Below are 14,709 nucleotides of genomic sequence, written 5' to 3' on the forward strand. Positions count from 1 at the left end.
GTGCCCCGGGCGGCCGGGGCACCTCGGCCGGGGTCGGCGCGGAACCGGGGGAGTGTGGTCCGGCGGCGACGGATCACGTTGGGTGTGGCGGCGGTGGCGTTGATCGCGGCGGTGGGGGTGGGGGCGTGGGCGGCCACCTCCGGGGACGATGACGGTGGGGCGCCGTCCGACACGAAGAACTCGGCGCCGGGAAACCCTTGAGTCCTTCGGGCACCTGATCACTCGGGGACGACTGCGATCAGGCGGGCGCGGGCCCGTCGTGGCCGATCGCGCAGTTCCCCACGCCCCTGAAAGGCCGGGCGCCGTGGGTTCGAAGGCCTGGGCCCCGCGGGTCTGAAGACCAGGCCTCGCGGGCTTGAAGGCCAGACCTGGCGGGTTTGAAGGGCGGCCAGGCGTCGTGGGTCTGAAGACTAGGCCTCGCGGGCTTGAAGAGCAGGCGCCGTGGGTTTGAAGGCCAGGCCTCGCGGGCTTGAAGGCCTGGTCCCCGCAGGTCTGAAGACCAGGCCCCGCAGGTCTGAAGGCCATGTTCTGCGGGCCTGAGGGACAACGGTCACGCGGGTTGAAAGCACGGGGCGCAGCCCCTGCTTTTCAGGGGCGCGGGGAACTGCGCGACCAGCCCCCACGCACCCGCAGCCGAAGAACCCACCCGGCGGCAGCCCCACGGCAGGGGCCCCACGGGGGCGCACCCCGCATGGCCCGCCCGGCGGAGCCGTTAGGCTGGGGGCGTGGCAGTCGTCGATGTATCCGAAGAGCTGAAGTCCCTCTCCTCGACCATGGAGTCGATCGAGGCCGTTTTGGACCTCGACAAGCTGAGGGCAGACATCGCCGTGCTCGAGGAGCAGGCGGCCGCGCCGTCCCTGTGGGACAACCCGGACGAGGCGCAGAAGATCACCAGCAAGCTCTCCCACCTCCAGGCCGAGGTCAGGAAGGCGGAGGCGCTGCGCGGTCGCATCGACGACCTCGGTGTCCTCTTCGAGATGGCCGAGGAGGAGGACGACCCGGACACCCGCGCCGAGGCCGAGTCGGAGCTGACCTCCGTCCGGAAGGCGCTGGACGAGATGGAGGTCCGCACCCTCCTGTCCGGCGAGTACGACTCCCGCGAGGCCCTCGTCAACATCCGCGCCGAGGCCGGTGGCGTCGACGCCGCCGACTTCGCCGAGAAGCTGCAGCGGATGTACCTGCGCTGGGCGGAGCAGAAGGGCTACAAGACCGAGGTGTACGAGACCTCGTACGCGGAGGAGGCGGGCATCAAGTCCACCACCTTCGCCGTGCAGGTGCCGTACGCCTACGGCACGCTCTCCGTCGAGCAGGGCACGCACCGGCTCGTCCGGATCTCGCCGTTCGACAACCAGGGGCGGCGGCAGACCTCCTTCGCCGGTGTCGAGATCCTGCCCGTGGTCGAGACGACGGACCACATCGAGATCGACGAGACCGAGCTGCGGGTGGATGTCTACCGGTCGTCGGGGCCCGGCGGCCAGGGCGTCAACACCACCGACTCAGCGGTGCGGTTGACCCACCTCCCCACCGGCATCGTCGTCTCCTGTCAGAACGAGCGGTCGCAGATCCAGAACAAGGCGTCCGCGATGAACGTTCTGCAGGCGAAGCTCCTCGACCGCCGTCGGCAGGAGGAGCAGGCCAAGATGGACGCCCTCAAGGGCGACGGCGGCAACTCCTGGGGCAACCAGATGCGTTCGTACGTCCTGCACCCGTACCAGATGGTCAAGGACCTCCGCACCGACCACGAAGTCGGCAACCCCGAGGCCGTGTTCAACGGCGAGATCGACGGCTTCCTGGAGGCCGGAATTCGCTGGCGCAAGCAGCAGGAGAAGTAGGGCGGCAGAATTCAGCGCTTTATCGACAAGGCAACCACCTTCCGCTGGAAGGCGGTTGCCTTGTCTGTGTGGAGATGTCTGGGTCTTACGTCACACTCACATGTCGTTGCCGGGGTCAAATGCGGTGAACGGGACATCGCGTACGCAACGACCTTGACGTTGCTGCGAAAACTGGGAAGGCTGGCGCATGGCATGCGCATTACTGGGGCGCATGTGAACCGGGGGACTTCGACCCAACCGACTGCTCCCGTTGATCGCGGCCCCGGGCGCTCTGCTCCATTCACTGATGAGCTACTGGGGGTAGCAGCCATATGACGAAGAAGACACGGATCCGCGTTGCGCGAATAGCCGCGGGTGCCGTGATCGCCGCCGGCGCGTCACTGACCGCCGCGGGTGCCGCTTCCGCGCTGGACCTCGGCGTCGGTGTCGGTGTCAGCACCGACGACGGCGGTTCGGTCGAAGCTGATGTCTCGGTCCAGACCGGCAACGACACCGAGGGCAACACCATCATCGGTGCGACCACTGGTGAGACCACCGGCGAGACCACTGGTGAGACCACTGGTGAGACCACCGGCGAAACCACTGGCGAGACGACTGGTGAGACCACCACGACGAGCACGACTGGTGACCCCACCACGACGAGCACGACTGGTGACCCCACCACGACGAGCACGACTGGTGAGACCACCACGACGAGCACGACTGGTGAGACCACCACGACGAGCACGACTGGTGACCCCACCACGACGAGCACGACTGGTGACCCCACCACGACGGGTAACGCCAACAGCACGGGCAACGCCAACAGCACGGGCAACGCCAACAGCACCGGTAACGCCAACAGCACCGGCAACGCCAACAGCACCGGCAACGCCAACAGCTCGGGCAACTCCGACAGCACCAGCACGACCGGTGACGCCAGCAGCACGGGCGGCAACAGCTCCACCGGCGGTGACACCTCCGGTGGCACCGACCCCGACGACGGCGGCAACGACGCGGTCGTCCAGGAGGAGGGCTCCTCGGCCCTCACGGACACCGGCTCGGAGACCGAGGCCCAGGGCGTCGGTAGCGGCGAGCTGGCCGAGACCGGCGCCACCGAGACCACGTTCCTGCTGGTCGGCGCCGCCACCATGATCGCCGGCGGTATCGGCTTCCGTCTGCTGCCGCGCCTGATGGACGGCCGCGGCGCCACCGCCTGATCGTTCGCGATCAGGCACAGCCACACACGCACGTACGACGAAGGCCCGGGGCAGCCAGCCCCGGGCCTTCGTCGTACGTCCGAGCCGCTCTATGCCGTCTGGTGCGCCAGCAGCGCCACCGCCGCTATCAGGATCGCCAGGAGGGCGATCAGGGTCACGGGGCTCAGATTCGCGAAGGGGTTCTCCTGCTGGAGCCGCTCGCGGCTGGCCCGGCACACATGGCAGCGGCCCTCGGCGACGGGGGACGCGCAGTTCGCGCACACCAACCGGTCGTACGTCATGCGCCTCGCCCTCCTTGCAATGGCCCCACACATACCTCAACGCTTCGTGGAACCGGACCGTTCCTCCACACCACTGTGCCAGGTTCCTCCGGAGGTTGCGCGAGGGCCTCGGAAAGGGGTGGGTTGCCCCATGCCGCGCGGCTGCGGGCCGGTGGGGGCTTGTCGCGCAGTTCCCCGCGCCTCTTGGCGGGCCGGGGACGGTACAGTCTCGTCATCCATTCCCGACGGCTTGTGGTGCATCCGTGATCCGATTCGACAACGTGTCCAAGGTCTACCCCAAGCAGACCCGCCCCGCACTCAGGGATGTCTCCCTGGAGGTCGAGAAGGGCGAGTTCGTGTTCCTCGTGGGGTCATCCGGCTCCGGAAAGTCCACCTTCCTGCGGCTGATCCTCCGGGAGGAGCGGTGCAGCCAGGGACAGGTGCACGTCCTGGGCAAGGATCTCGCGCGCCTGTCCAACTGGAAGGTGCCGCAGATGCGCCGCCAGCTCGGGACGGTGTTCCAGGACTTCCGGCTGCTGCCGAACAAGACGGTCGGCGAGAACGTCGCCTTCGCCCAGGAGGTCATCGGCAAGTCGCGCGGCGAGATCCGCAAGTCCGTGCCGCAGGTGCTGGAACTGGTCGGTCTCGGCGGCAAGGAGGAGCGCAGGCCCGGCGAGCTGTCCGGTGGTGAGCAGCAGCGTGTGGCCATCGCGCGGGCCTTCGTGAACCGGCCCAAGCTCCTCATCGCGGACGAGCCCACCGGCAACCTCGACCCGCAGACCTCCGTCGGCATCATGAAGCTGCTCGACCGGATCAACCGGACGGGCACCACCGTGGTGATGGCCACCCACGACCAGAACATCGTGGACCAGATGCGCAAGCGCGTCATCGAGCTGGAGAAGGGCCGCCTCGTCCGCGACCAGGCACGCGGCGTCTACGGCTACCAGCACTGACCGCCCCAGTCCACGGAAAGGCTTAGCGGAACGCCATGCGCGCCCAGTTCGTCCTGTCGGAGATCGGTGTCGGTCTCCGCCGCAACCTCACGATGACCTTCGCGGTCATCGTCTCCGTCGCCCTCTCCCTCGCCCTGTTCGGCGGATCGCTGTTGATGAGCGACCAGGTCGGCCAGATGAAGGGCTACTGGTACGACAAGGTCAACGTGTCGGTCTTCCTCTGCAACAAGAGCGACGCGGAGTCCGACCCCAACTGCGCCAAGGGCGCCGTCACGACCGAGCAGAAGAACCAGATCAAGTCGGATCTGAACAAGATGGGGGTCGTCGAGAACGTCGAGCACGAGTCGCAGGACGAGGCGTACAAGCACTACAAGGAGCAGTTCGGCGACTCGCCCCTGGCCAGCAGCCTCACGCCGGACCAGATGCAGGAGTCGTACCGCATCAAGCTCAAGGACCCGGAGAAGTACCAGGTCATCGCGAGCGCCTTCAACGGCCGTGACGGTGTGCAGTCGGTGCAGGACCAGAAGGGCATCCTGGACAACCTGTTCCGGCTCCTCGGGTACCTGAACCTGGCGGCGCGCGGAGTGATGGCGGTCATGCTGATCGTGGCGCTGCTGCTGATCGTCAACACGGTGCGCGTCTCGGCGTTCAGCCGTCGCCGTGAGATCGGGATCATGCGGCTCGTGGGGGCCTCGGGCTTCTACATCCAGGCGCCGTTCATCATGGAGGCCGCGGTCGCCGGGATCATCGGCGGCGTGGTCGCCTGCGCCTTCCTGGCGCTCGGCCAGTACTTCGTGATCGACAACGGAGTGGCACTGTCCCAGAACCTGCCATTGATCAATTTCGTCGGCTGGGACGCCGTCCTCGTCAAGCTGCCGCTCATCCTCACCGTGAGCTTCCTGATGCCGGCGCTGGCCGCTTTCGTCGCGCTGCGCAAGTACCTGAAGGTGTGACGCACGCCCCTGGGGCCGTACCGGCGAGCGCCGGTGCGGCCCTTCGCGTTGTCCTAGACTCGCCGACATGTCAGGCCGCGACCTGTTCTCCCAGCCCCGCCGCATCGGCCGCGGGGCCGCCCTGACATTGGTCTTCGCGAGCGTGCTCGCGGCGGGCGCCGCGACCGGCTCCTTCGACGATCCGCGCGGCGGGACGACGGCCGTCGCGAACCCCTCCCGCTCCGCCCCGGCCGACAGGGAGCAGGACGTCGCCGACGCGGCCGCCGAGGCCATGGCCGAGGGCGAGTCCCCCGTGGAGGCCGCCGAGCGGGCCGTCAGCCGCAGCGGCGACCGGTGGGGCGCCGTCTACTCCGAGGGCGAGTACGAGCAGTTCGAGGAGGCCCTCGACGGCGAGTACACCGGCGTCGGCCTCTGGGCCCGGCTGCGGCGGGACGGCCGTATCGAGGTGGCCCGGGTGCAGGACGGCTCGCCCGCGGCGGGCGCCGGGATCCGCGCGGGCGACCGGCTCGTCGGTGTCGACGGCGAGAAGGTCGACGGGCGTCCGGTCACCGAGGTCGTCTCCTTACTCCGCGGCGACGCGATCGGCGGGGGGGCCGGGAGCACCGACACCCCCAAGAGCGCGGCCGCCGGTACGAAGGTGTCGCTGGAGCTGCGGCGCGGCACCCGGACATGGCACGAGACCCTGCGCAGGGCCCGTCTGTCCACCGAGGACGTGACCGTGAGCCGCACCGCCGGCGGAGTCAGCGTCATCACGGTCGACGCGTTCACCAAGGGCTCCGGCGACGTCGTACGAGCCGCCGTGGAGCAGTCCGCCGACGCCGCGGGCTTCGTCCTCGACCTCCGCGGCAACTCCGGCGGCCTGGTCTCCGAGGCCGTCACCGCCGCCTCCGCCTTCCTCGACGGCGGCCTCGTCGCCACGTACGACGTCAACGGCGAGCAGCGGGCCCTGCACGCCGAGCCGGGCGGCGACACCACCAGACCCCTGGTCGCGCTCGTCGACGGCGGCACCATGAGCGCGGCCGAGCTGCTCACGGGAGCCCTCCAGGACCGGGGCCGCGCGGTGGTCGTGGGCTCCCGCACCTTCGGCAAGGGCTCGGTGCAGATGCCGAGCCGCCTCCCCGACGGCTCCGTCGCCGAACTGACCGTCGGCCACTACCGCACCCCCTCCGGCCGGGGCGTCGACGGCAGCGGCATCACGCCCGACCTGGAGGCGGACGAGGACGCCCTGCAGCGGGCCGAGACGGTGCTCAGCGGCCTCGGGCAGTAGCCGCCCCCGCCGCCTCTCGCGCTCCTGCCCGCCCCCTCACGTTCCCCCTGGCCGCCGCTCCGGTTAATCGGCTTCCCGTGGACCCCCCGCGTAGTGCGAAAATGGGCGGCACTATGAGCAAGGGAATGTACGTACCGAAGGAGTCCCAGCCCAAGCAGGGCGGGACGGCCGCCAAGGGCCGGGACGGCGAGAAGGGCGGCAAGCGCAAGATCGTCGCCCAGAACAAGAAGGCCCGGCACGACTACGCGATCATCGACACCTACGAGGCCGGGCTGGTCCTCACCGGTACCGAGGTGAAGTCGCTGCGCGAGGGCCGGACCTCGCTGGCCGACGGCTTCGTCCAGATCGACCGGGGTGAGGCGTGGCTGCACAACGCCCACATCCCCGAGTACCACCAGGGCAGCTGGACCAACCACTCCGCGCGCCGCAAGCGGAAGCTGCTGCTGCACCGCGAGGAGATCGACAAGCTGGAGTCCAAGGCACAGGAGACCGGCCACACGATCATCCCGCTCGCGCTGTACTTCAAGGACGGCCGGGCGAAGGCGGAGATCGCTCTCGCGCGGGGCAAGAAGGAGTACGACAAGCGGCAGACGCTGCGGGAACAGCAGGACCGGCGTGAGTCGGACCGCGCGATCGCGGCGGCGAAGCGGAAGCAGCGCGAGGCGTAGCCACGGGGAATACGGTGGCACGCGCTCGCGTTGGTCACGTACGATGGCACTGCACCTCACAGCGGGTGCGCTGGTCCCCTCCGGGGGACTCCTCCTCGGGGGACATTGAAAAAACAACATGGGGATGATCGGTTTCGACAGCGGATGTCGAAGCAGGGGAAGCGTGTCGAGGAAGCGGCCACGATCTCGTAAACCACAGGCCGAAAAAAATAATCGCCAATTCCAACAGCGATTCTCCCAAGCAGCAGTTCTCTCTCGCCGCCTGATCTCAGGTAGCGAAGCGACTGCTCCTTACTAAAGGGAGTGTCAGCCCGGGGGTGTTCCCGACCCGGATCCTGGCATCAGCTAGGGGACTAAACCTTGATCCCGGTCACGGGGTGAAGAGGGAAATCTAACAGTGACTGAGCCCGTCGGCGACTTGTTCGCGTGATCGCCGGGGCTGAGAAAATCACAGCGAACTGCACACGGAGAAGCCCTGATTCCTCACCGTTGGACGCGGGTTCGATTCCCGCCATCTCCACAATTCCCATGTGGGCGAAAGCCCCGCTGCGACACAGCAGCGGGGCTTTCGTCATTTCCTCACCCCGTATGCGTTCACCCCGTCACCCGGCGGGACGTGCTCGCCCGGACGGTCAGGCGGGGCGGCAGCAGGGTGGCCTCGGGTACGGGGGCGCCGGCCAGCTTCTTCATCAGGAGGGCGACCGCCCGCTCGCCCACCTCGGCCGCCGGGATGGCGATCGAGGTGAGCGGGACACGGAGGTTCGCGGCGAGGTCGTCCGGGCAGAGGGCGGTGACCGAGAGGTCGGCCGGGACGCGGAGACCGAGGTGCTCGAAGGCGTCGACGAGGGGGTCCAGGATCGCCTCGTTGTGGACGACCACGCAGGTGAGGGCCGGGTGTTCGCGCAGGAGACGTTCCGCCACGGCTCGGGCGGCCGCGGGGGTGGCCTCGCACGGGTGGACCGTGGAGGACATGCCGTTGCGGGTGGCGGCCGAGGTGAAACCCTGGACGACGCGCTGGGCGAAGGAGGTCTGGCGGACGTAGACCTCCGGCGGGGAGCCGATCAGGCCCACCACGCGGTGCCCCAGGCCGGCCAGATGCTCCACGCACAGCTCGCCCGCCGTCCTGAAGTCCAGGTCGATGCAGGTCAGGCCGGAGGGGTCGGCGGGGAAGCCGATCAGTACCGACGGGCGGTCCAGGTTACGCAGCAACGGCAGCCTGGGGTCGTGGAGCTGGACGTCCATCACGATCAACGCGTCCACCAGGGCCGTGTCCGCCACCCGCCGCAGGCCCTCCTCGCCCTCCTCCTGCGTCAGCAGCAGCACGTCGTGGTCGTGTGCGCGGGCCGTCGTGACCGCCGAGACCGCGAACTGCATGACCACCGGCACATTGATCCCGGCGCGTAACGGCACCACCATCGCCAGCACGTTCGACTTGCTGCTGGCCAGGGCCCGGGCGCCCGCGTGCGGACGGTAACCCAGCTCGCGGACGGCCGCCTCGACCCGCGCCCGTGTCTGGGCCGAGATCGGCCGCTTGCCGCTCAGGGCGTACGAGACGGTGCTGGGGGAGACGCCCGCGTGCCGGGCCACGTCCGTGATCTTCACCGTCACACCGACCTCGTTCCCGGAGAGTCCGACTCCCCGTCCAGGTCCATCGTCAGAAACCCCGTGCCCGCCTCCGCCCGGACCTCCCGGTCACCGGCCGCGAGCCCCCACGGCGCCCTCGGGTCGCCGCACGACGCCCGCAGGACCCTGCCCTCCCGTACGACGGTGAAGGTCACGTCGCCCACCGGCACGGTGACCTGGGCCCCGTGTTCGAGGCCGTACGCACGCAGGGTGACCCCGTCGGCGTGGTCGTAGTCCGGGCGGTCCGTCACCGCGCCGACCGGGACGACCGCGCCCGGACGGACCAGGAGCGGCACGCTCGTGAAGTCGTGCCGCTCGCGGACCCAGCGGGGGCCGGTGACCGTTCCCCCGGTCGGGAAGCGGGTCCAGGTGCCCTCGGGGACGTAGTACGTGACATCGCCCTCGTCGCTGAAGACGGGGGCCACGAGGAGGTCGGGGCCGAGCATGTACTGGCGTTCCAGATGCGCGCAGCCCGGGTCGTCCGGGAACTCCAGCACCATCGCGCGCATCATCGGGACGCCCTCGGTGTGGGCGGTGCGCGCGGCCCCGTGGAGGTAGGGCATCAGGCTGAGCTTCAGGTGGGTGAACTTCCGCAGGACGTCCACCGATTCGTCGTCGAAGAGCCAGGGGACCCGGTACGACGACGAGCCGTGCAGTCGGCTGTGGGAGGACAGGAGGCCGAAGGCGATCCACCGCTTGAAGAGCGCGGGTGTCGGGGTGCCCTCGAAGCCGCCGATGTCATGGCTCCAGTACCCGAAGCCCGACAGCCCCAGCGACAGCCCTCCCCGCAGCGACTCGGCCATCGCCTCGTACGTCGACTCGCAGTCGCCGCCCCAGTGGACGGGGAAGCGCTGGCTGCCGACCGTCGCCGAGCGGGCGAAGAGCACCGCCTCGCTCTCGCCCCGGTGTTTGCGCAGGACGTCGAAGACCGTGCGGTTGTAGAGGTAGGTGTAGTAGTTGTGCATCCGCTCCGGGTCCGTGCCGTCGGACCAGGTCACGTCCAGGGGGACCCGCTCGCCGAAGTCGGTCTTGAAGCAGTCGACGCCCTGGGCGAGCAGCGCCTCCAGCTTCGACGCGTACCACGCGCGGGCCGCCGGGCTGGTGAAGTCGACCAGGGCCATGCCGGGCTGCCAGAGGTCCCACTGCCAGACGCTGCCGTCGGGTCGGCGGAGCAGGTGGCCGAGGGCCCTGCCCTCCGCGAAGAGCGGGGAGCGCTGGGCGATGTACGGGTTGATCCACACGGAGATGCGCAGGCCGCGGCGTTTGAGGCGGGCCAGCATGCCTTCCGGGTCCGGGAAGACCCGGGGGTCCCACTCGAAGTCGCACCACTGGAACTCGCGCATCCAGAAACAGTCGAAGTGGAAGACGGAAAGGGGGAGCCGCCGCTTCCGCATGCCCTCGATGAAGGAGGTCACCGTCTCCTCGTCGTAGGAGGTGGTGAAGGAGGTCGAGAGCCAGAGACCGAACGACCAGGCGGGCGGGAGGGCCGGGCGGCCGGTGAGGGCCGTGTACTTGCGGAGGATGTCCTTCGGGGTCGGGCCGTAGATGACGTAGTACGTCAACTGCTGCGTCTCCGCGCTGAACTGGACCCTCGACACGACCTCCGAGGCGACCTCGAAGGACACCTTGCCGGGGTGGTCGACGAAGACGCCGTAGCCCGCGTCGGTGAGGTAGAACGGCACGTTCTTGTAGGCCTGTTCGGTGGCCGTGCCGCTGTCGGCGTTCCAGATGTCGACGACCTGGCCGTTCTTGACGAGCGGGCCGAAGCGTTCACCGAGGCCGTACACCGAGGTGCCGACGCCGAGGCCCAGCTGTTCGCGGAGGTAGTGGGCGCCGGACGCCTCGCGCATGATGCCCATCGACTTGGGGCCGCTGGTGGTGAGGGTGCGGCCGTGGGCGCGGAAGTCGACGTGCCAGGGGCCGGTGCGGGACACGCGGACCGACAGTTCTCCGGCGGTGAGGGTGGCGTGCTCGTCGTCGTAGGAGGTGTGGGGGGTGAACTCCTCACTCGTCAGCTCGAATCGCGGGCCGTGTGGCGGCTCGCCCTCGAAGTGGGTGAACGTGACGCCGATGACGTCGGGCATCGGGGCGTGGGCGCTGATCGTCACGACCGGTCCCTTCAGCAGGTCGCCGCGGTGGCGGATGGGCTGGGTCGGGGCGTGGACCTCCAGGGCGCCGCCGTCCGTGGCGGTGACGTCGAGGACCTCGACCGGGTGGGCCGCGGTGACGCCCTCGCGGAGCAGCCAGTAGCCGTCGGTGAACTTCATGTGGGGGGTATCTCCTTACGTCACGGCCTGCTTCACGGCTTGCTGTACGGCCTACTTCACGGCTCCCGCGGCGATGCCGCGGGTGAGCGTGCGCTGGAAGAGGAGGAAGAACACGAGAGCGGGGAGCAGGCCGAGCAGGGCCGCCGCGTTGGTCATCGTGGCGTCCATCAGACGCTGGCCCTGGAGGACGCCCAGGGCCACCGACACGGTCTGGTTGTCGTTGGAGATCAGCATGACGAGGGGGAGCAGGAACTCGTTCCAGGTCCAGATGAAGAAGAAGACGAGGAGCACACCGAGGGTGGGCCTGCTGACGGGGACGACGATCCGCCACAGCACCTGCCAGGTGTTCGCGCCGTCGATCCGGGCCGCCTCGACGATCTCGCGGGGGAACCTCCCGAGCACCGAGGCGAGGAGGTAGGTGCCGAAGGCCGCCTGGATGACCGTGAAGACGATGACCACGCTGAGGCGGGTGTCGTAGATGCCGGCTTCCTTGGAGAGGAAGTACACCGGGTAGACCAGCGCCTCCTGAGGCAGCATGTTCGCGAGCACGAAGAAGGCCAGGATCCAGGTACGGCCCCGTAGCCGGCCGATGCCGATCGCGTACGCGTTGAGCACCGACAGGACGACGGCCAGCACCGCCACCGAGCCGCTGATCAGCACGGAGTTGAACAGCTTCCGGCCGTAGTCCACCCGCTGCCAGAAGTCCTTCAGCCCGTCCAGATAGAGGCCGTCGGGGAGGCTGAGCGGGCCGCTCCGGGAGTATTCCGCCGGGGACTTCACCGCGTTCACGGCCACGATCAGAAACGGGACGATCATGAAGAGGGCGGCGACGCAGAGGGCCACGAGGACCGGATAGCGGCGGACTGCGGTCATACGCGGGTCCCCTCCTCGGCGTCCTCGGCGCGCGTCTGGAGCTTCAGGCCGACCAGGGCCAGGGCGAGGACGAGCACGGTCAGGACGGTGGAGATCGCGGCACCGTAGCCGACCTGGGTCTTCTCGAAGAACGTGGTGAAGGAGAAGTAGGACGGCACGTCGGTGGCGCCGCCGGGGCCGCCCTTCGTCAGGACGTACACCGCGCCGAACACCTTGAGCGCGGCGATCGTGCACCACAGCAGGACGACATGGATCTCGGGCCGGATCTGCGGCAGCGTGATGTGGCGGAACCGGCGCCACCAGCCGGCGCCGTCCAGCTCGGCGGCCTCGTACAGCGCCGGGTCGACGCGTTGCAGCCCCGCCATGAAGACGACCAGCGGGAAGCCGAGCTGCACCCACACCATCACGGCCATGACGGTGTAGAGGGCGAGGTCCGGGTCGCCGAGCCAGTCCTGCTGCCATCCGCTCAGCCCGACCGCCTTCAGCAGCTCGTTCAGGGAGCCGTTCTCCGGGGCGAGGATCCAGCTCCAGACGATGCCCGCCACCGCGATCGGCAGCACCTGGGGGAGGTAGAAGCAGGCGCGCAGCACGGCGGTGACGCGGCTGCCGAAGTGCTTGCCGACGAAGTCGAACAGGGCGGCGGCCAGGACCAGTCCGAGCGCGGTCGGTACGGCGGCCATGGCGACCACCATGAACAGGCTGTGCCGGAACGACGCCCAGAAGGCGGAGTCGCCCAGCAGCTCCCGGTAGTTGGCGAGGCCGGACCACTCCGGGGTGCCGACTCCCTGCCAGTCGGTGAAGCTCACCCCCGTGTTCATCAGGAAGGGGACGATGACGACGGCGAAGAACGCGAGGGCGCCGGGGAGGAGGAACAGTGCGTAGGAGTCACGGGGGCTTCGGGGGTGGTGCGTGCGGCCGGTGCGCCCCTCCTTGCCGACCGCCGCCGCTCGCTCCACGGTCACCGTCACTGCTCCGGTACGTCCTTCTCGTACGCCTTCCCGATCGCGTCCAGGTACGCGTCCGGGTCCGCACTGCCGGTGATCAGCTTCTGGGTCTCGGAGACGAGGACGTCGTAGAAGCCGGGGACGGGCCAGTCGGGATAGAAGGCCAGGCCGTCCTTCTCGGAGAGGGCGTTGAAGTCGGCGATCAGCTTCCTGGCCCGTGGATCGGTGATGGCGGCCGGGTCCGCGGCCACCGGGACCCCGCCCTTGTCGCCGAGCAGGTTCTGGATCTTCTCCGACATGGTGATGTCGATGAAGTCGTAGGCGAGTTCCTTGTTCCTGGCGCCCTTGGGGACGACCCAGAGGTTGCCGCCGGAGCCGAGGGTGAGGTTCGTATCGGGCCACAGGAACGTGCCCCAGTCGAACTGGTTCTCCGCCTTGAACCGGCCGTACCACCAGCTCCCCGAGAACAGGATCGGCGCCTTGCCCTGGATGAAGGAGACGCCCGCGTCCTCGGCCTTCGTCCCCGTCGACTTCTCGCTGATGTACCCCTTCTCCACCCACTCGGCGAAGGTCTCCGCCCCGTACGTCCACGCGGCGTCATGGAAGTCGGCCTTGCCCTTGTACAGCTCGTAGGAGTCCACCCAGGCGCGGTCCGCCCTGCTCAGCGCCAGCTGGTACAGGTACTGCTGCGCCACGTACTCGGCGCCGGCGTTGGCGAGCGGCGTGATGCCCGCGTCGACGAACTCGTCCATGGCGGCCGTGAGTTCGGCGAGGGTGGTGGGCTCGGCGATGCCGTGCTTCTCGAAGAGCTCCTTGTTGTAGAAGACCATCGTGTACTCGGCGTAGTTCGGCACGCCGTACCACTTGCCGGAGCCCATGACGCCGTCGGCGTCGTACTGGCTGGTGGTGCGGACGCCCGCGCTGAGCTTCTTGTCCCAGCCGCGCTCGCTCACCTCCGGCGTGAGGTCGGTGAGAAGACCTTGCCTGGAGAGAAGTCCGGCGGTCGCGTTGCCCTTGTTGTACTCCATGAGGTCGGGCGCGTCGGAGGAGTTGAGGACCATCGGGGCGGTCTTGCGGACCTGTTCGAAGCCCTTCTCCTCGAACTCGACCTCGACACCCGGGTGGGTCTTCTCGAACTCCTCGATCGCCGCGTTCCAGGCCACGCCCATCGCGCTGTCGGGGCCCTCGTAGTGCCAGAGGCGGAGGGTCCCGCCGTCGTCGCCGCTCTCCGAACCGCCGCAGGAGGCCAGGAGCAGGGCCCCGCAGAGAGCCGCCGCAGCCGCTGCCGTACGCCTTCGTGCCGTCAACATCCTCTGCCTCCGGGGGAGTCGGACGGATCGTCGAAAGGTGTAGTCGAATCGCTTCGACGGGTGAAGTCGAAGCGCTTCGACGGAAGGTAGGGGCGGGCTGAGGGTGCGTCAATGGGGCGGACGGGAATTCGTGCGATGTTCGGATCGTCGAACACTGGGGCGTGCGGTCGGGCGCTGTGCCGAGGCGATCAGGAGTGCCGAAGCCGCCGCGGCCACTGGTACCGCGAAGCCGGCCGTGCCGGTTCCCGGCGTGTGTTCCGCGACCCAGCCGCCCAGTGCCGATCCACCCGCTATCCCGCCCAGCAGGCCGGTGACGGCGAGGGTCATGCCCTCGTTCAACTGGCCCTCGGGGGTGCGGTGCTGGATGAGGGACATGGCGGTGACCATCGTGGGGGCGGTGGCCATGCCGGCGAGGAGGAGAGCGGGGGCGAGGAGTGGCAGGGAGCCGGTGGTGGTGGCGCTGAGCCAGGGGAGGGTCATCAGGGCGGCCATCGCGGCCAGACACCGGCGGAACCGGCGCTCCGCGGGGCCCGTCACGCGCAGCGCCCCGTAGGCGAGCC

At 69.0% G+C, this 14,709-nt stretch carries 13 protein-coding genes, 1 other RNA gene and 1 pseudogene; 8 read left to right on the forward strand and 7 right to left on the reverse strand.

The genetic code is table 11. The features are described 5' to 3' along the window. The 3 genes and pseudogenes from AWZ10_RS53685 to AWZ10_RS16590 form a co-directional block, all read left to right on the forward strand. Positions 1-201 (forward strand): annotated as a pseudogene (locus AWZ10_RS53685) (serine/threonine protein kinase); the annotation flags it as partial. Positions 202-725: 524 nt separating this feature from the next. Then, the gene (gene prfB / locus AWZ10_RS16585; protein ID WP_046708933.1) at positions 726-1,832 is read left to right on the forward strand and encodes a peptide chain release factor 2; all 1,107 of its coding nucleotides are present in this window, start codon (positions 726-728) and stop codon (positions 1,830-1,832) included. Between the two features lie 311 nt (positions 1,833-2,143). Beyond that, a complete protein-coding gene (locus AWZ10_RS16590; RefSeq protein ID WP_060891450.1) occupies positions 2,144-3,031 on the forward strand; it encodes a hypothetical protein in 888 nt (295 codons plus the stop codon). A gap of 89 nt (positions 3,032-3,120) precedes the next feature. Here AWZ10_RS16590 and AWZ10_RS16595 read toward each other — a convergent pair whose 3' ends face one another. Continuing rightward, the gene (locus AWZ10_RS16595; protein WP_037703643.1) at positions 3,121-3,312 is read right to left on the reverse strand and encodes a hypothetical protein; all 192 of its coding nucleotides are present in this window, start codon (positions 3,310-3,312) and stop codon (positions 3,121-3,123) included. A 242-nt stretch (positions 3,313-3,554) separates the two neighbouring features. On the opposite strand from AWZ10_RS16595, the gene ftsE reads away from it, so the two are divergent. The 5 genes from ftsE to ssrA all read left to right on the forward strand — a co-directional run bounded on the left by ftsE (position 3,555) and on the right by ssrA (position 7,655). Then, positions 3,555-4,244: a cell division ATP-binding protein FtsE gene (gene ftsE, locus AWZ10_RS16600; protein WP_005486827.1), complete on the forward strand. Its 690-nt coding sequence runs from the start codon at positions 3,555-3,557 to the stop codon at positions 4,242-4,244. Between the two features lie 35 nt (positions 4,245-4,279). Then, positions 4,280-5,197, forward strand: coding sequence for a permease-like cell division protein FtsX (ftsX, locus tag AWZ10_RS16605; protein ID WP_046708935.1), 918 nt, complete (start codon positions 4,280-4,282; stop codon positions 5,195-5,197). A 67-nt stretch (positions 5,198-5,264) separates the two neighbouring features. Further along, the gene (locus AWZ10_RS16610) at positions 5,265-6,464 is read left to right on the forward strand and encodes a S41 family peptidase (protein WP_060891451.1); all 1,200 of its coding nucleotides are present in this window, start codon (positions 5,265-5,267) and stop codon (positions 6,462-6,464) included. A gap of 125 nt (positions 6,465-6,589) precedes the next feature. After that, complete coding sequence (gene smpB / locus AWZ10_RS16615) at positions 6,590-7,132, forward strand: SsrA-binding protein SmpB (RefSeq protein ID WP_037703640.1); 543 nt, start codon at positions 6,590-6,592, stop codon at positions 7,130-7,132. 120 nt (positions 7,133-7,252) lie between these two features. After that, positions 7,253-7,655: a transfer-messenger RNA gene (gene ssrA, locus AWZ10_RS16620) on the forward strand. Positions 7,656-7,726: 71 nt separating this feature from the next. Here ssrA and AWZ10_RS16625 read toward each other — a convergent pair. The 6 genes from AWZ10_RS16625 to AWZ10_RS16650 all read right to left on the reverse strand — a co-directional run. After that, positions 7,727-8,740 (reverse strand): LacI family DNA-binding transcriptional regulator, encoded by a 1,014-nt coding sequence (locus AWZ10_RS16625; protein ID WP_046708229.1) that lies wholly within the window; start codon positions 8,738-8,740, stop codon positions 7,727-7,729. Then, positions 8,737-11,022: an alpha-xylosidase gene (gene yicI, locus AWZ10_RS16630; RefSeq protein WP_060891452.1), complete on the reverse strand. Its 2,286-nt coding sequence runs from the start codon at positions 11,020-11,022 to the stop codon at positions 8,737-8,739. Before yicI ends, AWZ10_RS16625 begins: the two co-directional genes overlap by 4 nt. A gap of 51 nt (positions 11,023-11,073) precedes the next feature. After that, the gene (locus AWZ10_RS16635) at positions 11,074-11,895 is read right to left on the reverse strand and encodes a carbohydrate ABC transporter permease (protein WP_060891453.1); all 822 of its coding nucleotides are present in this window, start codon (positions 11,893-11,895) and stop codon (positions 11,074-11,076) included. Then, a complete protein-coding gene (locus AWZ10_RS16640) occupies positions 11,892-12,863 on the reverse strand; it encodes a carbohydrate ABC transporter permease (RefSeq protein WP_060891454.1) in 972 nt (323 codons plus the stop codon). Before AWZ10_RS16640 ends, AWZ10_RS16635 begins: the two co-directional genes overlap by 4 nt. Next, complete coding sequence (locus tag AWZ10_RS16645) at positions 12,860-14,149, reverse strand: ABC transporter substrate-binding protein (RefSeq protein WP_060891455.1); 1,290 nt, start codon at positions 14,147-14,149, stop codon at positions 12,860-12,862. The genes AWZ10_RS16640 and AWZ10_RS16645 overlap by 4 nt, the downstream gene beginning before the upstream one ends. 108 nt (positions 14,150-14,257) lie before the next feature. Beyond that, the coding region (locus tag AWZ10_RS16650) for an MFS transporter (RefSeq protein WP_159058291.1) at positions 14,258-14,709 on the reverse strand (452 nt) is incomplete at its 5' end.

The organism is Streptomyces europaeiscabiei (assembly GCF_001550375.1).
In the GTDB taxonomy this organism is placed as follows: domain Bacteria; phylum Actinomycetota; class Actinomycetes; order Streptomycetales; family Streptomycetaceae; genus Streptomyces; species Streptomyces europaeiscabiei.